This window comes from Ramlibacter tataouinensis (assembly GCF_027941915.1).
Classification (GTDB): domain Bacteria; phylum Pseudomonadota; class Gammaproteobacteria; order Burkholderiales; family Burkholderiaceae_C; genus Ramlibacter; species Ramlibacter tataouinensis_C.
Map to the genome: position 1 here is coordinate 3,523,845 of NZ_CP116009.1, position 18,531 is coordinate 3,542,375.

At 71.1% G+C, this 18,531-nt stretch carries 17 protein-coding genes, 1 pseudogene and 2 riboswitches; of the genes and pseudogenes, 9 read left to right on the forward strand and 9 right to left on the reverse strand.

Annotation, left to right across the window (positions count from 1 at the left end; genetic code table 11):
* Positions 1-7 precede the first annotated feature (7 nt).
* Positions 8-112: riboswitch (glycine riboswitch) on the reverse strand.
* Between the two features lie 11 nt (positions 113-123).
* Positions 124-211: riboswitch (glycine riboswitch) on the reverse strand.
* Between the two features lie 24 nt (positions 212-235).
* The 5 genes from PE066_RS16835 to PE066_RS16855 all read right to left on the reverse strand — a co-directional run bounded on the left by PE066_RS16835 (position 236) and on the right by PE066_RS16855 (position 6,453).
* Positions 236-1,465, reverse strand: a complete 1,230-nt coding sequence (locus PE066_RS16835) for an Nramp family divalent metal transporter (protein WP_271233679.1) — start codon at positions 1,463-1,465, stop codon at positions 236-238.
* Positions 1,466-1,603: 138 nt separating this feature from the next.
* The gene (locus PE066_RS16840; RefSeq protein WP_271233680.1) at positions 1,604-2,881 is read right to left on the reverse strand and encodes a TRAP transporter large permease; all 1,278 of its coding nucleotides are present in this window, start codon (positions 2,879-2,881) and stop codon (positions 1,604-1,606) included.
* A gap of 78 nt (positions 2,882-2,959) precedes the next feature.
* Complete coding sequence (locus PE066_RS16845) at positions 2,960-3,454, reverse strand: TRAP transporter small permease (RefSeq protein WP_271233681.1); 495 nt, start codon at positions 3,452-3,454, stop codon at positions 2,960-2,962.
* Between the two features lie 83 nt (positions 3,455-3,537).
* On the reverse strand, positions 3,538-4,509 hold the full coding sequence (locus tag PE066_RS16850; protein ID WP_271233682.1) for a TRAP transporter substrate-binding protein: 972 nt from the start codon (positions 4,507-4,509) through the stop codon (positions 3,538-3,540).
* Between the two features lie 258 nt (positions 4,510-4,767).
* Complete coding sequence (locus PE066_RS16855) at positions 4,768-6,453, reverse strand: electron transfer flavoprotein-ubiquinone oxidoreductase (RefSeq protein ID WP_271233683.1); 1,686 nt, start codon at positions 6,451-6,453, stop codon at positions 4,768-4,770.
* Positions 6,454-6,590: 137 nt separating this feature from the next.
* Between PE066_RS16855 and PE066_RS16860 the strand changes: the two genes are divergently transcribed.
* Genes PE066_RS16860 through PE066_RS16870 form a run of 3 tightly spaced genes read left to right on the forward strand, consistent with a single transcriptional unit; the run spans position 6,591 to position 8,697 of the window.
* The gene (locus tag PE066_RS16860) at positions 6,591-7,373 is read left to right on the forward strand and encodes an SDR family oxidoreductase (RefSeq protein WP_271233684.1); all 783 of its coding nucleotides are present in this window, start codon (positions 6,591-6,593) and stop codon (positions 7,371-7,373) included.
* Entirely contained in the window at positions 7,370-8,281 is a 912-nt protein-coding gene (locus PE066_RS16865; RefSeq protein WP_271233685.1) for a DMT family transporter, read from the forward strand. The genes PE066_RS16860 and PE066_RS16865 overlap by 4 nt, the downstream gene beginning before the upstream one ends.
* A complete protein-coding gene (locus PE066_RS16870; RefSeq protein WP_271233686.1) occupies positions 8,278-8,697 on the forward strand; it encodes an acyl-CoA thioesterase in 420 nt (139 codons plus the stop codon). Before PE066_RS16865 ends, PE066_RS16870 begins: the two co-directional genes overlap by 4 nt.
* Before the next feature lie 31 nt (positions 8,698-8,728).
* Here the strand turns inward: PE066_RS16870 and PE066_RS16875 are convergent, their stop codons facing one another.
* Positions 8,729-9,763: a glycerophosphodiester phosphodiesterase gene (locus PE066_RS16875; protein ID WP_271233687.1), complete on the reverse strand. Its 1,035-nt coding sequence runs from the start codon at positions 9,761-9,763 to the stop codon at positions 8,729-8,731.
* Positions 9,764-9,880: 117 nt separating this feature from the next.
* Here PE066_RS16875 and PE066_RS16880 point away from each other — a divergent pair, with 117 nt between their 5' ends.
* Both PE066_RS16880 and PE066_RS16885 read left to right on the forward strand, forming a co-directional pair.
* A complete protein-coding gene (locus tag PE066_RS16880) occupies positions 9,881-11,593 on the forward strand; it encodes a long-chain fatty acid--CoA ligase (protein ID WP_271233688.1) in 1,713 nt (570 codons plus the stop codon).
* Between the two features lie 31 nt (positions 11,594-11,624).
* Positions 11,625-12,617: a catalase gene (locus PE066_RS16885; protein ID WP_271233689.1), complete on the forward strand. Its 993-nt coding sequence runs from the start codon at positions 11,625-11,627 to the stop codon at positions 12,615-12,617.
* Positions 12,618-12,643: 26 nt separating this feature from the next.
* On the opposite strand, the gene PE066_RS16890 is transcribed toward PE066_RS16885, so the two are convergent.
* From PE066_RS16890 to PE066_RS16900, 3 genes and pseudogenes are all read right to left on the reverse strand, one after another.
* Positions 12,644-13,339, reverse strand: a complete 696-nt coding sequence (locus PE066_RS16890) for a trimeric intracellular cation channel family protein (RefSeq protein ID WP_271233690.1) — start codon at positions 13,337-13,339, stop codon at positions 12,644-12,646.
* Entirely contained in the window at positions 13,324-14,592 is a 1,269-nt protein-coding gene (locus tag PE066_RS16895; protein WP_271233691.1) for an amidohydrolase, read from the reverse strand. The genes PE066_RS16890 and PE066_RS16895 overlap by 16 nt, the downstream gene beginning before the upstream one ends.
* 140 nt (positions 14,593-14,732) lie before the next feature.
* A pseudogene (locus PE066_RS16900) lies at positions 14,733-14,837 on the reverse strand (2-hydroxyhepta-2,4-diene-1,7-dioate isomerase); the annotation flags it as partial.
* Positions 14,838-14,953: 116 nt separating this feature from the next.
* On the opposite strand from PE066_RS16900, the gene PE066_RS16905 reads away from it, so the two are divergent.
* The 4 genes from PE066_RS16905 to PE066_RS16920 are packed head-to-tail and all read left to right on the forward strand — an operon-like array spanning position 14,954 to position 18,520.
* Positions 14,954-16,246: an SDR family oxidoreductase gene (locus PE066_RS16905; protein WP_271233692.1), complete on the forward strand. Its 1,293-nt coding sequence runs from the start codon at positions 14,954-14,956 to the stop codon at positions 16,244-16,246.
* Positions 16,247-16,249: 3 nt separating this feature from the next.
* On the forward strand, positions 16,250-16,717 hold the full coding sequence (locus PE066_RS16910; protein WP_271233693.1) for a DUF2269 family protein: 468 nt from the start codon (positions 16,250-16,252) through the stop codon (positions 16,715-16,717).
* Between the two features lie 13 nt (positions 16,718-16,730).
* Positions 16,731-17,657: an NAD(P)/FAD-dependent oxidoreductase gene (locus tag PE066_RS16915; protein WP_271233694.1), complete on the forward strand. Its 927-nt coding sequence runs from the start codon at positions 16,731-16,733 to the stop codon at positions 17,655-17,657.
* Positions 17,657-18,520 (forward strand): ion transporter, encoded by an 864-nt coding sequence (locus PE066_RS16920; protein ID WP_271233695.1) that lies wholly within the window; start codon positions 17,657-17,659, stop codon positions 18,518-18,520. Before PE066_RS16915 ends, PE066_RS16920 begins: the two co-directional genes overlap by 1 nt.
* The last annotated feature ends 11 nt before the right edge of the window (positions 18,521-18,531 follow it).

The window sequence follows — 18,531 nt, forward strand, 5'->3', positions numbered from 1 at the left end:
GCCATGGCACGCCCCTGCTGTCCGCTTTACCTGAGAGATTCACCGCCCGGGAACGGGCGGCTTGCTCCTTCGGTGGACGCCGCGCGCGGCGCCTCTCTCCAGCCAGGCATCGCCCCGTTGCCGGGGCGGCCGCCAGTCCCTTGTACCTGAGCGTTCGGCTGTTCGCCTGCGCCTTCGGCGGCCCCGAAGGGCGCTCTCCTGACGACCGCCGGATTCTAGACGCTCGGGGGCCGCCTCACGACAGCCAGACGACGACCAGGGTGACGGTGGCGGCGGTGACCACGGCCGTGGTGGCCCAGCCCAGCACGTTCAGGCCGCGCTTGTTGACCTGGTCGCCCATGATGCGCCGGTCGTTGGTCATGAGCATGATCAGCAACAGCAGCGGCGGCACCGAAAAGCCCTGCACGATCCCGGACCAGACCAGCGCCTTCATCGGGTTGAAGCCCAGCGTGTTCAGCCCGATGGCGATGGCCGTGACCAGCGCGACCAGCCCGTAGAAGGCTTTCGCCTGCCGCGGGCGGGCGTGCAGGCTGTGCTTCCAGCCGAAGGTCTGCGCGATGTCGTAGGCGGCGCCGGCCGTCATCACCGGCACCGCCAGCAGGCCCACGCCCACCACCCCGGTGGCGAACAGCAGCCCGGCGGCATCGCCGGCCAGCGGGCGCAGCGCCTGCGCAGCCTGCGCGGCCGACTCGATCTGCGTCCGCCCGCTGGCGTGCAGCGTGGTCCCGGTGGCCACCATGATGGAGAACATGATGAGGTTGGAGACCACCATGCCGGCCAGCACGTCCCTGCGGGTCGAGCGCAGCTCGGAGCGGCTCGCGCCCTGGCGCTGCCGCACCGTGGTGCGGCCCTGGACGATCTCTTCCTCGACCTCCTGGTTCGACTGCCAGGTGTAGAGGTAGGCCGACAGCGTGGTGCCGATCATCGCCACCACCAGCGACAGGTACTCGCTGTCCAGGCTCATCCGGGGCGCCACCACGCCGCGCAGGACCTGCCGCAAGTCGGGCCTGGCGAGGATGGCCGCGCCCACATAGGCCAGCAAGGCCAGCGCCAGCCAGCGGAACACGTTGCGGATGACCTCGTACGGCGCGAAGCACTGCAGGGCCAGGACCCCGACGCCGAGCGCCGCGACCAGCCAGGGGATGGGCGCCGGCACGAACAGGTTCAGCGCGGCCGCCATCCCGCCGAGGTCGGCGGCGGCTTCGACCACGTTGCCGAAGATCACGCCCGCGAGCAGCGGGTAGAGCACCCAGCGCGGATAGAAGTCGCGGATGGCATGGAACAGCCCCCGCCCTGACACCATCGCCAGCTTGGCCGACAGGTACACCACCGTGAACATCATCGGCAGCGTGAACGGCGCCATCCACAGCAGGCCGTAGCCGAAGCGGGCACCGGCGGCCGCGTAGGTGCCGACGGCCGAGGGGTCGTCGTCCGCGGCACCGGTGATCAGCCCCAGGCCGAGCACACGGGCGGTGGTGCCGCGCTGCCCGGCCGGCGCGGGCTGCGACGCGTCGTCCGTCGGCCCGACGCTAAGGGCCGGTCGCCGGGGCGGGCGTCGGCGCAGCGCGCGCCCTTCGTAGGACGCGCGCCAGCGGCGCGCGGCTCAGCGTCCGTAGACCAGGTCGCGCAGGCCCAGCGACAGCCCGGGCACGTAGGTGATCACCATCAGGCAGGCCAGCACCACCAGCACGAACGGGACCAGCTGCCCGGCGATGCGGTCCAGCGAGACGCGCGCCACCGTGCAGGCCGCGAACAGGTTGACGCCGAAGGGCGGCGTGATCATGCCCAGTGCCAGGTTCACCACCATGATCAGGCCGAAGTGCACCGGGTCGATGCCGAAGTGCTGCGCCACCGGCGCCAGGATGGGCGCCAGCACGATGATGGCGGCGCTGGTCTCGATGAACATGCCGATCACGAACAGCGCCGCGTTCACCCCCAGCAGGAACATCGCCGGGCTCTGGAGCACCGCTTCCAGCCAGCGGCCGATCGCGTCCGGCACGCCCGCGCGCGTGATCAGGAAGGCGAACAGGCCGGCGTTGGCGATGATGAACATGATCACCGCCGAGGAGATCACCGACTTGCGCAGCACGGCGTAGAGGTCGCGCAGGCCGGTTTCGCGGTAGATCCCCATGCCCACCACCAGCGCGTAGAACACCGCCACCGCCGACGCCTCGGTCGGCGTGAAGATGCCGCCGTAGATGCCGCCCAGGATGATCACCGGCATCAGCAGCGCCCAGCCGGCCTGCAGGGTGGCGCGGCCGACCGGCAGCCGGCCGGCGCCGTCGTTCTTGCCCAGCCCTTTCCACTTGCACCAGAGCCACACGAACAGCATCAGCGCCGCGCCGATCAGGATGCCCGGGCCGAAACCGGCGATGAACAGCTCGCCGATCGAGACCTCGGCGCTCACGCCGTACAGGATCATCGGGATCGACGGCGGGATGATCACGCCCAGCTCGGCGCTGGTGGCCTGCAGCGCGGCGGCCCAGGTGGTGGGGTAGCCGTGCTTGATCAGCGCCGGGATCAGGATGGCGCCGATGGCGAAGGTGGTGGCCACCGAGGAGCCCGACACCGCCGCGAAGATCATGCAGGTCAGCACGCAGGTCATGGGCAGGCCGCCCTGGATGCCGCCGACCAGGCTCTTGGCGAACTCCACCAGCCGGCGCGAGATGCCGCCGGTTTCCATCAGGTTGCCGGCCAGGATGAAGAAGGGAATGGCCGCCAGCGGAAACTTGTTGATGGCGCCGAACATCTCCTTGACGGAGATGAGCATGTGGGCGTTCGCCACCTGGATGCCCAGGATGGCCGCCAGGCCGATCGAGACGGCCACGGAGATGCTGAGCGCGAAGCACAGCACCATGGTGCCGATCATCACGCTGGTCATGGGAGCCCCCACGCTTGGCACTGCGTGCCTGCGCTGCCCCCGAGGGGGCCTTCGCGCCTTGGAGCGGTCCGGCGGCGCTCATTGCGCGGTCTCCAGTTCGTTGCGCTGCGGGTCGAGCAGGTTGCCGATGATCCCCAGGACGCAGAACAGGGCGCCCACCGGCACGGCCAGGTAGCCCCAGAACATGGAGATCGACTCCAGGCCGGCCATGCTCTGCACCTTGCCGCGCACCGCGTAGTCCCAGCCCCACCAGAGCAGCACCGCGATCAGCGTCAGCGAGGCGAGGGCCACCGCCCAGTCGAGCAGGCGGCGCAGCCTGGGCGGGCTCCAGCGATAGAGCACGTCCACGCTGACCATCGCGCCCTGGCGGAAGGCCAGCGGGATGCCCAGGAACACCATCCAGATCAGCGACAGCCGGATCAGGATCTCGCTCCACTCGGCCGGCTGCTCCAGCACGAAGCGCGTGACGATCTGGAACATGCCCAGCGTGCTGGCCACCACCAGCATGGCGCAGGCCCCGGCCATCGCCAGCCCGCTGGTGAAGCGCTCCAGGCGCAGGAAGGTTTGTTTCACGAGCCCCTCTTCATGTCATTCGCGAAAAGGCCCGCAGGTGCGGGCCTTTTTGTTCCGTAATTCCCGCGGAGGCGGGCCTTCACTCACTTGTAATTGCGGATCTTGTCGAGGTTGGCCTTGCCGAACTGCTTCTCGAATTCGGCACTCACCGGCGCCAGCGCCGCCACGAACTTGGCCTTGTCGAGGTTGTCGATCACGGTCATGCCCTTGGCGCGCAGGTCGGCCACGCCCTTGGCGTCGTCCTCGTCGACACGGGCGCGGTTGGCCTTGGTGCCTTCCTTGGCGGCGTCGATGAAGGCCTGCTTGTCGGCGGCCGACAGCTTGTCGAACGCGCCCTTGTTCATCACGAAGATGGCCGGCGAGTAGACGTGGCCGGTGAGCGACAGGTGCTTTTGCACCTGGTCGAACTTGGCCGAGATGATCACCGACAGCGGGTTCTCCTGGCCGTCGACCGTGCCCTGCTGCAGCGCGGTGAACACCTCCGGGAAGGCCATCGGCGTGGTGATGATGCCGAAGGCCTTGTAGGCGGTGATGTGCACCGGGTTCTCCATGGTGCGCATCTTCAGGCCTTTGAGGTCCTCGGGCGCCTTCACGTCGCGCTTGCTGTTGGTCATGTGGCGAAAGCCGTTCTCCGCCCAGGCCAGCGCCTTGAAGCCCTTGCTGTCGAACTTGCCCAGCAGCTCCTGGCCGATCGGGCCGTCCAGCACCGCGCGGGCATGGGCCTTGTCGCGGAACAGGAAGGGCACGTCCAGGATCTTGGTCTCCGGCACGAAGTTGGGCACCGGGCCGGTGGAGGAGAACGCCAGCTCCTGCGTGCCCAGCTGCACCGCCTCGATCGACTCGCGCTCGCCGCCCAGGGCGCCGTTGTAGAAGGTCTGGACCTTGTAGCGGCCGCCGGTGCGCTTCTCGACCTCCTTGGCGAAGGTGTCGATCGCGATGCCCTGGTGGGAGTTCTGCGCGGTCGAGATGCTGATCTTCATGGTGGTCTGCGCCAGCGCCGACCCGCCCATCACCAGCCCCGCCGCCAGCGCCACGAACAGTTTGCTCAATTTCACGAGAAGTCTCCTTCGGTCCTTGCCGATTCGAAAGCGGCAAGGATGCGCCGGGGCAAGGGGCGGCGCAACAGGAGTTCCACCAAGAACAACGCTCTCGTCAGACCGGCGAAAGGTGGATACATCAGCCCGCAGGGCTAACCGTCCGCGCGGAATAACATGCAGCGCGGACGCCCTTTGGTCGAGGAGCCGGCTTTGCCGGGCCTCGACCAACTGACCAGAACCACTTCAGGAACGCGCAGCGTTCCTGAAGTGAATGTCCTACATGTTCGTGTAGTTGGGCCCGCCGCCGCCCTCGGGCACCACCCACACGATGTTCTGCGTCGGGTCCTTGATGTCGCAGGTCTTGCAGTGCACGCAGTTCTGGGCGTTGATCTGCAGCCGCTCGGCGCCGCTGCCTTCGTCCTTCACGAACTCGTACACGCCGGCCGGGCAGTAGCGCTGCTCGGGGCCGGCGAACTTGTGCAGGTTCACGCCGACCGGCACCGACGCATCCTTGAGCGTCAGGTGCGCCGGCTGGTTCTCCTCGTGGTTGGTGTTGGAGATGAACACCGAGGAGAGCCGGTCGAAGGTGAGCTTGCCGTCCGGCTTCGGGTAGGCGATCGGCTGGCACTCGCTGGCCGGCTTCAGGGACACGTGGTCGGGCTTGTCGCGGTGCAGGGTCCAGGGGATGTGGCCGCGCAGCACGAACTGCTCGATGCCGGTCATCAGCGTGGCGACGGTGCGCCCCTTCTTGAACCACTGCTTGAAGTTGCGCGACTGGTTCAGCTCCTCGTGCAGCCAGGAACGCTCGAAGGCTTCCGGGTAGGCGGCCAGCTCGTCGTGCTGGCGCCCCTGCGCGATCGCGGCGAACGCCGCTTCGGCGGCCATCATGCCGGTCTTGATCGCGGCGTGGCTGCCCTTGATGCGCGAGGAGTTCAGGAAGCCGGCGTCGTCGCCCACCAGCGCGCCGCCCGGGAACACGGTCTTGGGCAGCGACAGCAGGCCGCCCACGGTCAGCGCGCGGGCGCCGTAGCCCAGCCGCTTGGCGCCCTGGGGCCCCTCGAAGTACCAGCGGATGTTGGGGTGCGTCTTGAAGCGCTGGAACTCCTCGAACGGCGACAGGTACGGGTTGCGGTAGTCCAGGCCGACGACGAAGCCGATCGAGACCTGGTTGTCCTCCATGTGGTACATGAAGGAGCCGCCGTAGGTCATCTCGTCCAGCGGCCAGCCGGCGCTGTGCAGCGCCAGGCCCGGCGTGTGGCGCGACGGATCGATCTCCCAGACTTCCTTGATGCCGATGCTGTAGCTCTGCGGATCGCGGCCGTCGTCGAGCTTGAAGCGCTCGATCAGCTGCCGGCCCAGGTGGCCGCGGCAGCCCTCGGCGAAGACCGTGTACCTGGCATGCAGCTCCATGCCGAGCTGGAAGTTCTCGGTCGGCGCGCCGTCCTTGCCGACGCCCATGTTGGCCGTGGCCACACCCTTGACCGAGCCGTCCTCGTTGTACAGCACCTCGGCGGCCGGGAAGCCCGGGAAGATCTCCACGCCGAGCGCCTCGGCCTGCTGCGCCAGCCAGCGCACCACGTTGGCCAGGCTGACGATGTAGTTGCCGTGGTTGGCGAAGTTCTTCGGCAGCAGGAAGTTGGGCGTGCGACGGGCCCCGGTCTCGTTGAGGAACAGGAAGATGTCCTCGGTCACCTGCTGGTGCAGCGGCGCGCCCAGGGCCTTCCAGTCGGGGATCAGCTCGCTCAGGGCGCGCGGATCGACGATCGCGCCCGAGAGGATGTGCGCGCCGGGCTCCGAGCCCTTCTCCAGCACCACCACCGACACCTCGCGGCCGTGCTCCGCCGCCAGTTGCTTGAGCCGGATCGCGGTGGCCAGGCCGGCCGGGCCGGCGCCGATGACGACCACGTCGTACTCCATCGCTTCGCGCGGACCGTACTGGGCCAGGATTTCTTCTTGGGTCATGTCAGTGCTCGATAATCGTGAGGCGGCTCGCGCGTGCGCCCAGCGCGCGCAGGCGAACAGGGCATTCTATGCGGCGAGCCCTGCGGCACTCAGCGCCGGCCGACCGCGGCAATCCCGACGTCCAGCAGGAGACACCCGTGAGCTACAGCATCGATCTTTCCGGCCGTGTCGCCCTCGTGACCGGCGCCTCCAGCGGACTGGGCGCGCAGTTCGCGCGCACGCTGGCCGGCGCCGGCGCCGCCGTGGTGCTGGCGGCGCGCCGGGTGGAGAAACTCGAGGAGCTGCGCGCGCAGATCGAGGGCGAAGGCGGCGATGCCCACGTGGTGCCGCTGGACGTGACCGACCTGGACAGCATCCGCGCCGCGGTGGCGCACGCCGAGACCGAGGTCGGCTCCATCGACATCCTGGTCAACAACTCCGGCGTCAGCACCACCCAGCGCATCCAGGAGGTGGCCGAGGAAGACTACGATTGGGTGTTCGACACCAACGTCAAGGGCTCGTTCTTCGTGGCCCAGGAAGTGGGCAAGCGCATGCTGGCGCGCGCCCGCGGCGCCGCGCCGGGCACGTTCACCGGCGGGCGCATCATCAACATCGCCTCGATGGCCGGGCTGCGGCCGCTGCCGCAGATCGGCATCTATGCCATGAGCAAGGCGGCGGTGGTGCAGATGACCAAGGCGATGGCGCTGGAGTGGGGCCGCTTCGAGATCAACGTCAATGCCATCTGCCCCGGCTACATCGACACCGAGATCAACCACCACCACTGGGCCACCGAGCAGGGCCAGAAGCTGGTGAACATGCTGCCGCGCAAGCGCATCGGCAGCCCGGAAGACCTGGATGCGCTGCTGGTGCTGCTGGCCAGCAGCGAGAGCCACTTCATCAACGGCGCCGTGATCGCGGCCGACGACGGCTTCGGCATTTGATCGCCGAGCGCACGCTCGCCGGCGTGCTGGCCGGGCTGGCGGCCGGCGCCCTGTGGGGCCTGGTGTTCGTCGCGCCGCGCATGCTGGGCGGCGGCTACTCCTCGGTGGACCTGACGGCCGGCCGCTTCGTGGCCTACGGCGCGGTGGCCGCCGTGCTGCTGGCGTGGTCCACGCGCAAGCGGCCGCTGCCCACGGGCGGGCAGGCGCTGGCCGCCATCGGCCTGAGCATCCTGGGCTTCACCGGCTACTACCTGCTGCTGGTGCTGGCCATCCGCGACGCCGGCACCGAAGTGCCGACGCTGGTGATCGGCACCATCCCGGTCTGGGTGATGCTGCTGGGCAAGCCGGGCCACCTGCGCTGGTCGGCCCTGCTGCCCGGGCTGGGGCTCACCGCCGCGGGGCTGGCGCTGATGATGGGCGCGGCCCGGGATCTGGCCGGTCCGGCGCAGGCGCCGCACTTCTGGCGCGGCGTGCTGTTCGCGCTCGTGTCGCTGGCCGCGTGGACCGCGTTCGCGATCCTCAACGGGCGCTGGCTCAAGCGCCATCCGCAGGTGCAGGTGACCGAGTGGGCCAACTGGCTGGGCGTGGCCACCGGCCTGGGCGCGCTGCTGCTGTGGGCGGTGGCCGGCTCGCCGCTGCAGCAGCTCGCGTCGCAGCCGCAGCGGGGCATGTTCCTGGCGCTGGCGCTGGCCACCGGCTTCGGCTCGGCCTGGCTCGCCACCATCCTGTGGAACGTGGCCAGCCGGCGGCTGTCGGCCAGCCTGTGCGGACAGCTGATCGTCAGCGAGACGCTGTTCGCGCTGTTCTATTCTTTCGCGTGGGACGGGCAGTGGCCGAGCCCGTCCCAGCTTGCCGCCTGCGTGCTGTTCACGCTGGGCATCCTGGCCTCGATCAAGGCGCACCAATGAAGCTCGAATTGCCCCAGGACAAGAAGCTTGTCCACCAGATGACCATGCCCATCCGCTGGGGCGACATGGACGCCATGGGCCATGTCAACAACACGCTGTACTTCCGCTACCTGGAGACGCTGCGCATCGACTGGTTCCGCTCGGTCGACTGCGCGCCCGACCCGCGCGGCACCGGGCCGCTGATCGTCAATGCGTTCTGCAACTTCCACAAGCAGCTGGAATACCCGGGCGACATCCACATGAGCATGTACGTCAGCAGCCCGGGTCGCAGCTCGTTCGAGACCTGGGCCACCATCGAGCGCACCGACGACCGCAGCGTGGTCTACGCCTCCGGCGGCGCGACCACGGTGTGGGTGGACTTCCCGGCGCAGAAGTCGGTGCCGATCCCGGACTGGTTCAGGAAGCACCTGGAGTGATCGTCCGCAGGGCGGCCTGCGCGCCGGCGGGTCAATCCACCGCCGGCGGCAACGGCATGCCGCGGCGCTGCATCTCGTCGCGCACGCGGTCGGGGTAGTCGGAGATGATGCCGTCCACGCCCAGGTCCAGCACGCGGGCGATCTCGGCCGGCGCATTGACCGTCCAGGGCACCACCTTCAGCCCCAGCGCCTGCGCCTGGCGCACCGCATCGGCGGTCAGCGCCTGGAAGTTGGGCGACCAGACGTGGCCGCCGGCGGCCTTCACCATGGCGGGCACGCTGCCGTGCTCGGCCAGCGTGAAGCCGGCCGTCCACACCGGCGAATCCAGGTTGGTGAAGCGCGGCGACTGCGTCGTCAGGTACACCGTGCGGATGCGCGGCGCGGCCGTGCGCACGACCTGCAGCGTGCGCCAGTCGAAGCTCTGGATCATCACCCGGTCTTCCACACCGGCCTCGCGGATCTCCTTCAGCAGCGCCTGCACGAAGGGCTCCGGCGGCAGCGTGTGGTCGGGGTTGCGCAGGTCCATCTTGGTCTCGATGTCGAACTGCACCAGGTCGGCGCCGAGGCGCTTGGCCAGCTCGAACACCGAGGCCAGCGTCGGCATGCGCGTGCCGTCCACCGGCTGCTGGCTGGCGAAGGTCCGCGCATAGGCGCTGCCCGGGCGCAGCCGGCCCACGTCATAGGCCTGCAGCTGCGCGTGGCTGAGCTTGCGGATCACCAGCGGCTCGGCGATCCAGTTGCCGTCCGGCCCGCGCACCAGGTCGGGGTTCAGCACCGGGTCGTGCGAGACCACCACCACGCCGTCGGCGGTGATGGCCGCATCCATCTCCAGCGTGGTCACGCCCAGCCGCAACGCCCGCTCGAAGGCCACCAGCGTGTTCTCCGGCGCCAGCCCGCGGGCGCCGCGATGCCCCTGCAAGTCGAAGGCGACGGCCGATCCTGCGGCGCCCAGCCAGGCCAGGCCCAGCAGCAGCGTCGCCAGCGGCGTGCAGCGCGTCCGCCGCAGCAGGGAGGACCGCGTGAGAAGCAGGAGGGCCAGGGGCAGGCGAAGGGCAGGGTGGGGCATAGCTTCCGGCGGGATGAAGGGGCCGGCGCATCATAGGCGGGGCCGGCCGTCGCGCAGGCGACGGCCCTCGGTGCTTCCCCGGTGCCGCGCCACGGAGGCCGTGGCTACCCTGCCTGCATGTCTTCCGCCGAGCCGACCGCACGCCCCCACCACCGCTTCTGGCCCGCGCGCCTGCCGCACGCGATGACACCGCCCCGGACCTCGCTGTGGGACAACCTGGCGACCAGCGCGCGCCGCTACCCGGACAAGCCGGCGCTGGCCTTCTTCGACCGCGTGTTCCGCTATCCGGAGCTGCTGGGCATGGCCGAGCGGTTGGCCGCGCGCCTGCACGCGCTGGGCGTGCGCAAGGGCGACCGGGTGCTGCTGGACATGCAGAACTGCCCGCAACTGGTGATCGCGCACTTCGCCATCCTGCGCGCCAATGCGGTGGTGGTGCCGGTCAACCCGATGAACCGGGCGGAGGAGCTCAAGCACTACATCGTCGATCCGGATGCGAAGGTGGCCATCGCCACCGGCGACGTCGCGGCCGAGATCGCCAAGGCCAGCGAGCAGCTGCCGGCCGGCCAGCGGCTGGCCCACCTGATCGTCACGCAGTACACCGATGCCTTCGATCCCGCCGCGGCCGGCGCCTGTGCGCCGCCCGCGGCCTGGCACGACTGGCTGCTCACGCGCCATCCGCTGCCGGCGCTGGCCGGCGGCAGCGTGCTCGACTGGCAGGTCGCGCTGGCCAACGAACTGCCGCTGCCGCCGCTGGAGGTGGGCAGCGACGACCTCGCCGTGCTGCCCTACACCAGCGGCACCACCGGGCTGCCCAAGGGCTGCATGCACCCGCACCGCAGCCTGATGCACAACGCGGTGGCCAGCGCCGCCTGGGGCAATGGCACGGCCGAGAGCGTCAGCCTGCTGGTGGTGCCGATGTTCCACATCACCGGCATGGTCAGCGTGATGCACTCGGCGGTGTTCCTGGGCGCCACCCTGGTGGTGATGCCGCGCTGGGACCGCGACCTGGCCGGCCGCCTGATCTCGAGCTGGAAGGTGACCACCTGGACCAACATCCCGACCATGGTGATCGACCTGCTGGGCAGCCCGAACTTCGGGCAGTACGACCTGTCCAGCCTGGCCCACATCGGCGGCGGCGGCGCGGCCATGCCGCAAGCGGTGGCGCAGCGCCTGCTGGAGCAGTTCGGCCTGCGCTACGTCGAGGGCTACGGCCTGACCGAGACCGCCGCGCCTTCGCACAGCAACCCGCCCGATGCGCCCAAGCAGCAGTGCCTGGGCATTCCCTTCATGAGCTGCGACGCACGGGTGGTCGACCCCGAGACGCTGCGCGAGGTGGCGCCCGGCGAGCAGGGCGAGATCGTGGTCCACGGCCCGATGGTGTTCGACGGCTACTGGAAGCGGCCCGAGGCCACGCAGGCCGCCTTCTTCGAACTGGACGGCCAGCGCTTCTTCCGCACTGGCGACCTCGGCCGCGTCGACGGGGACGGCTACTTCTTCATCACCGACCGGCTCAAGCGCATGATCAACGCCAGCGGCTTCAAGGTCTGGCCGGCCGAGGTGGAGGCGCTGATGTTCCGCCACCCCGCGATTCAGGAAGCCTGCGTGATCGCGGCCCGCGATGCCTACCGCGGCGAAACGGTCAAGGCCGTGGTGGTGCTGCGCGCCGCGCACCGGGGCCAGGTCAGCGAGCAGGAGATCATCGACTGGTGCCGCGCCAACATGGCGACCTACAAGGTGCCGCGCATCGTGCAGTTCGCCGAGGCCCTGCCCAAGAGCGGCAGCGGCAAGGTGATGTGGCGCACGCTGCAGGAGGCCGAGCCGCGAGATTGAGCGCCGGGAGGCGCAGGAGGAGAAGACAGAGATGACGGACGTACCGTCGCCGAGCACCGGCTGGCAGGAGCAGGTCGACCCGGCCGAGGCGCAGCGCTTCGCCGGGTACGCCGAGGTGTTCCGCCGCATCCAGGCCGAGCGATCGAAGCGCTGGGGCGCCGGACGCGGCCTGCACCGCAAGCAGTTGGTGGCGGCGCAGGGCACCCTCGAAGTGCGTGACGGCCTGCCGGCGTTCGCGCGCCACGGGCTGTTCGCGCGGCCCGGCCGCTACCCGGCGCAGGTGCGCCTGTCCAACGGCGGCCTCGACCGCGCGCCGGACAAGGCCCCCGACATCCGCGGCTTCGCCATCCGCGTGGGGGGCGTGCAGGGCGATTCGGCGCTGGGCGGCCCGGCCAGCGCCCAGCACTTCACGCTGATCAACCAGGAGGCCTTCGCCTTCGCCCGCAGCGAGGAGTTCGTCGCCTTCGTCGAGGCTTCGTCCCGCGGCAACGCGGCGCTGCTCGCGCACGTCGTGCGCCGCTACGGGTTGCTGGGCGTGCCGCGGCGGCTGGGCGCCTTGGCGCGCACCCTGGGCCGCCCGTTCACGGGCTTCGCCACCGAGCCGCTGTACAGCGCCTTGCCGATGGCCAATGGCCCCTATGCCGTGCGCGTGCGGCTGGTGCCGGATGCAGCCAATGGCGAGCCGGACCCTTCGGCGCGCAGCGACTGGGCGGCGGATGTCCGCCGGCGTCTGCAGCAGCGGCCGCTGGGCTGGGACCTGCAGTTGCAGTACTTCGCCAGCGAAGCGCTCACCCCGATCGAGGACGCCTCGGTGATCTGGCCGACGCCCTACAGCACGGTGGCCCGCCTGGTCCTGCCGCAACAGGACTTGTCCACGGCCGAAGCGCAGGCGCTGGCGCAGCAGGTGGAAGCCGGCGCGATCGACCCGTGGCAGGGCCTGGCGGAGCACCGGCCGCTCGGCGAGGTGCAGCGCGCGCGCCGGGCCGTCTACCTGGCCAGCCAGCAGGGTCGCGGCGCGGCCTGAGGCACGGGCGGCCCCGACCGGCTCGCTCAATCGTCGTCCGGCCGCGGCTGCCCGGCGCCCGCCCCCGGCATACCCGGCTCATGGCCGGTGGCGCGCGGGAGCTGCCAGCCCCGCCGGATCGCCAGCACGCGCAGGGCGAAGCACAGGGCACCGCCCACCAGCGCGGCCAGGCCGTAGGGCAGCTGAAGCCGGTGGGCCACCACGACCACCGCCGCGCCGGCCAGGGCGGCCACGGCGTAGAGGTCGGCCCGCAACACCGTGGGGATCTCGCGCAGCAGCACGTCGCGCGCCATGCCGCCGCCGATGCCGGTCAGCATGCCCAGCACGGTGGCCATCACCGGGTCCAGGCCGTACGCCAGCGCCTTGTCGGCGCCGGTGACCGCGAACAGGGCCAGGCCGGCCGCGTCGAACACCAGCACCGGGTTCCAGCGCTGCCGGATCACGGACGGGAAGCAGAAGGTGAGGAAGCCGGCCGCGAGCGACACGCCCAGGTAGTTCCAGTCGCGGATGGCCGCAGGCGGCACCGCGCCGATCAGGATGTCGCGGGTGATGCCGCCGGTATTGGCCGCCACGAACGACAGCACCAGCACGCCGAACACGTCGACCCGCTGCCGGATGCCGGCCATCGCGCCGCTGATGGCGAAGACGAAGGTGCCGGCCAGGTCGAGCGCGTACGGCAGCCAGGGCGCGGAGCGCGCGAGCGTGTCTAGGCCGGCATCCATGCCCGCGCCGCGACGACCATGGTCTCGACGCCGGTGCGCAGGGTGGGGTGCAGCACCGGGGCGAACTTCGGGCTGTGGTTGACGGGCAGTTCGTGGACCCGGTTGGCCGCCTGGGCCTGGGCGTACAGCTGCGGGTCGGTGCCGCCGACGAACCAGAACACCGACGGCGAGTGCCAGTCGGTGCCGAACGAGCCGAAGTCCTCGCTGGCCGGGGCCGGTCCGGTCTGGCGCACCCGCTCGGCGCCGAAGTGGGCCCGGAACGCCTCGGCCAGCCGCGCGCTCGCCGCGGCGTCGTTGACGTTCAGCGGGTAGCGGTCCAGCGGCGTGATCTCGGGCTTGCGCGGCGCGCCCGAAGCCTGCGCCTCGGCGTTGACGATGCGCTCGATCGCGGCCAGCACCCGCTGGCGCACGCCTTCGTCGAAGGTCCTGACGTTGAGCTTGATGAGCGCTTCGTCCGGGATCACGTTCTCCTTGGTCCCGGCCTGCAGCGCGCCGACGGTGACGACCGCCGCTTCAGCCGCCGCCACCTCGCGCGAGACGATGCCCTGCAGCCGCATCACGGTGGCGGCCGCCATCACCACCGGATCGACGCTCGCTTGCGGCATCGAGCCGTGCGCGCCGCGCCCGAACAGGCGGATCTGCAGGCTGTCCGCGGCCGAGGTGATGGCGCCCGCGCGCCCGGCCACGGTGCCGGCCGGTCCCACCATGACGTGCTGGCCCAGCACCACGTCGGGCCGGGGAAAGCGCTTTTGCAGGCCGTCGTCGAGCATGGCCCGCGCGCCTTCCGCCGTCTCTTCGCCGGGCTGGAACACGGCCAGCAGCGTGCCGCGCCAGGACGCACGGGCCTGCGCCAGCAGCTGCGTGGCGCCGGCCAGCCAGGTCACGTGCATGTCGTGGCCGCACATGTGCGAGACCGGCACGGTCTGCCCGTTGCGGTCGGTGGCCGTCGCCCGGCTGGCGTAGGGCAGGCCGGTGGCCTCCTGCACGGGCAGTGCATCCATGTCGGCCCGCAGCATCACGGTGGGGCCCTCGCCGTTGCGCAGCACGCCCACCACCCCGGTGCCGCCGACGCCGGTGGTGACCTCGAAACCGGCGGCGCGCAGTCGGTCCGCCGCCAGCGCGGCCGTGCGCACCTCCTGCATCGAAAGTTCCGGATGCGCGTGCACGTCCTTGTAGAGCGACTCCAGGTCGGCCAGCAGGCCGTCGAGGCTGCCCCACACCGGATCGGCGGCATCCGCCTGGGTCTTGCTCATGCTTTCGGGCTCCGTTGCGGCTTGGAAGCGTCGCACGAAAGCAGCGCGACGGGTGCAACGGTTTTCGAGCGGGCTAAGGGCTGGGCCTGGTACGTTTGGAGGGCGGCAGCGAGCTCGCTCGGGGTCGTAGCGGTGCGAGCCACGATACGTTGCGTCTGCGTGCCCAGGCCGGTGATGCCGAGGCTGACCACGTCGCCGGCGCGCAGGAAGCGCGCTGGCTTCATGCCCAGGCCCACTCCCTGCGGGGGCCGCCTTGCGCCCGCTCAGGCAGGGCTGACCCAGCCGTCGGGCCGCGATTGCAACGGGTAACGCGGCCGATGGGGCACCCGGATGGTCGGCGCTCACGCATGATTGCGGCCCCATGCGCATCCTGCTCACCGGGGCCACCGGCCTGATCGGCGGGGCGATCGCGCGTGCCCTGCTGCGCCAGGGCCACCAACTGGTGTGCGCGGTGCGCGATCCCGCGCGGCTGCAACTCGGCGCGGGCGCCAGCGCCTTGCAGGCGGACCTGGCCGGCGTGCCGACGGCCGACTGGTGGGCCGCGCACCTGCGCGGCGTCGATGCGGTGGTCAATGCGGTCGGCATCCTGCGCGAGTCGCCGGGGCAGTCGTTCGAGGCGCTGCACCACCGGGCGCCGGCCGAGCTGTTCCGAGCTTGCGGGCAAGCCGGCGTCGCGTGCGTGGTGCAGGTGTCGGCGCTGGGCGCGGACCGGCAGGCGCGCAGCCGTTACCACCTGAGCAAGCGGGCGGCCGACGACGTCCTGCGGTCGCTGCCGCTGCGCGGCGCCATCGTGCAGCCTTCACTCGTGTTCGCGCCGGGCGGCGCGAGCAGCAGCCTGTTCCTGGAACTGGCGACGGCGCCCGTGCTGGCACTGCCGCAGCGTGGCGCGATGCCGGTGCAGCCGGTGCACCTGGACGACGTGGTGGAAGGCGTGCTGGCGCTGCTGGCGCAGCCGCCGCCCCGGATCGAGACGCTGGCCTTCGCCGGACCGCAGCCGCTGCCCCTGCGCGACTACCTCGCCAGCCTGCGCGGCCAGCTCGGGCTCGGGCGCGGACCGTGGGTGCTGCCGCTGCCGGCGCCGCTGTTCCTGGCCGGCGCGTGCATCGCCGCGCACCTGCCGGGCAGTTTCCTCGACGGCGAGACCGCCGGCATGCTGCTGCGCGGCAATGCCGCGCCGGCGGAGCGATTCGCCCGGCTGTTGGGGCACTCGCCGCGCGCGCCCGCAAGCTTCATCGACCCCTCGCGGGCGGGCGGCCTGCGGGCGCAGGCCGTGCTCGGCTGGGCCCGGCCGCTGCTGCGCCTCACGCTGGCCGCGATGTGGATCTGGACGGCGGCGGTGTCGCTGGGCCTGTACCCGGTGGAGCTCAGCTACGGGCTGCTGGCGCGCGTCGGCCTGCACGGCGGGCTGGCGGCGCTGGCGCTGTACGGCGCCGCCGCGCTCGACCTGCTGCTGGGCGTGCTGACGCTGGGGTGCCCGCCGCGCTGGCGCCGCTGGCTGTGGCCGGCGCAGCTGGCGCTGATCGGCGGCTACACCGTGCTGGTCACCCTTTTCCTGCCCGAATACTGGCTGCACCCCTACGGCCCGATCAGCAAGAACCTGCCGATCATGGCGGCCATCGCGCTGCTGTGGGGGCTCGAGCCCGGGCGGCGCTGACGCATGGATTACCTCGCGCTCAAGTGGCTGCACATCCTCTCGTCCACGGTGCTGTTTGGCACCGGCATCGGGTCGGCCTTCTACCTGCTGGTGTCGACGCTGGAACGCGACGTGCGGACCGTGGCGCGGGTCAGCGGCTACGTGGTGCTGGCCGACTGGCTGTTCACCGCCACCACCATCGTGCTGCAGCCGCTCACCGGCTGGCTGCTGGTGCGCAGCGCCGGCATGCCCTGGAGCATGCCCTGGCTGGCCTGGTCGGTCGGCCTGTACGTGCTGGCGATCGCCTGCTGGCTGCCGGTGGTGGGGATCCAGTTGCAGTTGCGCGAGGAAGCGCGGCGCTGCGCCGCCGCCGGCCAGGTGCTGTCGGCACGCTACTGGCGCTGGTTCCTCGCGTGGGTCGTGCTGGGTTCCGTCGCCTTCTTCGCCTTCGTGGCGATCTTCTGGCTGATGGTGGCCAAGCAGCTGCCCTGAACGGGTTGAAGCGATGACGGCCGACCTGCTGGACTGCCTGGTGATCGGTGGCGGACCGGCCGGTCTGCTGGCCGGGGTCTACCTGGGGCGCTTCCGGCGCCGGCTGGTGGTGGTCGATGCGGGCCAGAGCCGGCTGGCGTCCATCCCGCGCTCGCACAACGTGCCCGGCCACCCGGATGGCATCGCCGGCGCCGAGCTGCTGGCGCGGTTGCGCGAGCAGGCGGCCCGCTACGAGGTGCCGCTGGAGCAAGGCCGCGTGCAGGGCCTGGCCGGCAGCGACGGCGCGTTCGAAGCGCAGTGCGAGGAAGGCCGGGTGCTGCGTGCGCGCAAGGTCCTGCTGGCCACGGGGGCACGGGACGTGGTGCCCGAGGTGCCCGGGATCGACGCCGGCCTGGCCGCCGGCACGGTGCGCTGCTGCCCGGTGTGCGACGGCTTCGAGACGCAGCACCAGCGCGTGGCGGTGCTGGGCCGGCATGAGCACGGCCTGCGCGAATCGCTGTTCCTGGCGGGCTTCGACAACCAGGTGACCTGGCTGTCCCTGGGCACGCAGCACGACGTGGCGCCCCCCGAACTGGCGCAGCTGCGCGAGCGCCAGGTGCTCGTCGCCGACTCGATGCCGCTGCACATCCGCTGCCGGCCGGGCGAGGGGGTGGAGGTGGAGATGGTGGACGGGCGCCAGCTGGACTTCGACGTGCTGTACCCCGCGCTCGGGCTGCGGCACGAGTGCGAACTGGCGACCCGGCTGGGCGCGCAGGCCGGCGACGACGGCCAGCTGGTGGTCGATCGGCGCCTGCAGACCACCGTGCCCGGGCTCTACGTCGCCGGCGACGTGGCCGCCGGCCTGAACCAGATCAGCGTGGCCTGGGGGCAGGCGGCGATCGCCGCCACCGCGATCCACAACGCGCTGCCGCTGGCGGCGCCGAGGGCGGAGCGGCCCTGATGGACCGCGCTGCACCCGACCGGCCGCCGGGGCAATCCTGGCGGCAGCGCCTGCACCGGGTGATCTGGCAATCGGACACGCCGGCCGGCCGGCTGTTCGACCAGGTGGTGGTGGTCGCGATCCTGGTCAGCGTCGGCGTGGTGCTGATGGACAGCGTGCGCGGCTGGCACCAGGACTGGCGCCAGGTTTTCGTGGTGACGGAGTGGTTCTTCACCCTGCTGTTCACGGTGGAATACCTGGCGCGGCTGGCCAGCGTCGAGCGTCCGCTGCGCTACGTGCTCAGCTTCTTCGGCATCGTCGACCTGCTGGCGGTGCTGCCGACCTGGCTGGCGCTGTTCGTGCCCGAGCTGCACGCGCTGATCGACGTGCGCATCCTGCGGCTGCTGCGCATCTTCCGGATCCTGCGCCTGACCGCCTACGTCGACGAGTTCCAGGTCATGGGCGAGGCGCTGTGGGCCAGCCGGCGCAAGATCCTGGTGTTCCTGGCCGCGGTGCTGATGATCGACCTGGTGATGGGCACCCTGATGTACGTGGTCGAGGGACCGGAGAACGGCTTCGAGGACATCCCCACCTCGGTCTACTGGGCCATCACCGCCATGACCACGGTCGGCTTCGGCGACATCGCGCCCAGGACCGGCCTGGGCCGCTTCATCGCCTCGGCCATGATGCTGGTGGGCTGGGGCACGCTGGCGGTGCCCACCGGCATCGTGACGGCGGAAATGACGGTGCGCCGCCATGCGCGCGGCCCGGCGCCGGCGCGCAGTTGCGACCAGTGCGGCGCCCCCGGTTACGCGGCGCAGGCGCGCTACTGCCAGCAGTGCGGGGCGGCGCTGCCGCCGCCGGATGCCAGGGCAAAGGCTTGATCGCGCGGCGC

Bases quoted from the DNA above. Each gene is read 5' to 3' on its own strand.
- PE066_RS16905 (WP_271233692.1), top strand. From the start codon at position 14,954: ATGCGCATCCTGCTCACCGGGGCCACCGGCCTGATCGGCGGGGCGATC.
- PE066_RS16885 (WP_271233689.1), top strand. From the start codon at position 11,625: ATGACGGACGTACCGTCGCCGAGCACCGGCTGGCAGGAGCAGGTCGAC.
- PE066_RS16915 (WP_271233694.1), top strand. From the start codon at position 16,731: ATGACGGCCGACCTGCTGGACTGCCTGGTGATCGGTGGCGGACCGGCC.
- PE066_RS16870 (WP_271233686.1), top strand. From the start codon at position 8,278: ATGAAGCTCGAATTGCCCCAGGACAAGAAGCTTGTCCACCAGATGACC.
- PE066_RS16855 (WP_271233683.1), bottom strand. From the start codon at position 6,453: ATGACCCAAGAAGAAATCCTGGCCCAGTACGGTCCGCGCGAAGCGATG.
- PE066_RS16880 (WP_271233688.1), top strand. From the start codon at position 9,881: ATGTCTTCCGCCGAGCCGACCGCACGCCCCCACCACCGCTTCTGGCCC.
- PE066_RS16890 (WP_271233690.1), bottom strand. From the start codon at position 13,339: ATGGATGCCGGCCTAGACACGCTCGCGCGCTCCGCGCCCTGGCTGCCG.
- PE066_RS16920 (WP_271233695.1), top strand. From the start codon at position 17,657: ATGGACCGCGCTGCACCCGACCGGCCGCCGGGGCAATCCTGGCGGCAG.
- PE066_RS16910 (WP_271233693.1), top strand. From the start codon at position 16,250: ATGGATTACCTCGCGCTCAAGTGGCTGCACATCCTCTCGTCCACGGTG.
- PE066_RS16840 (WP_271233680.1), bottom strand. From the start codon at position 2,881: ATGACCAGCGTGATGATCGGCACCATGGTGCTGTGCTTCGCGCTCAGC.
- PE066_RS16875 (WP_271233687.1), bottom strand. From the start codon at position 9,763: ATGCCCCACCCTGCCCTTCGCCTGCCCCTGGCCCTCCTGCTTCTCACG.
- PE066_RS16895 (WP_271233691.1), bottom strand. From the start codon at position 14,592: ATGAGCAAGACCCAGGCGGATGCCGCCGATCCGGTGTGGGGCAGCCTC.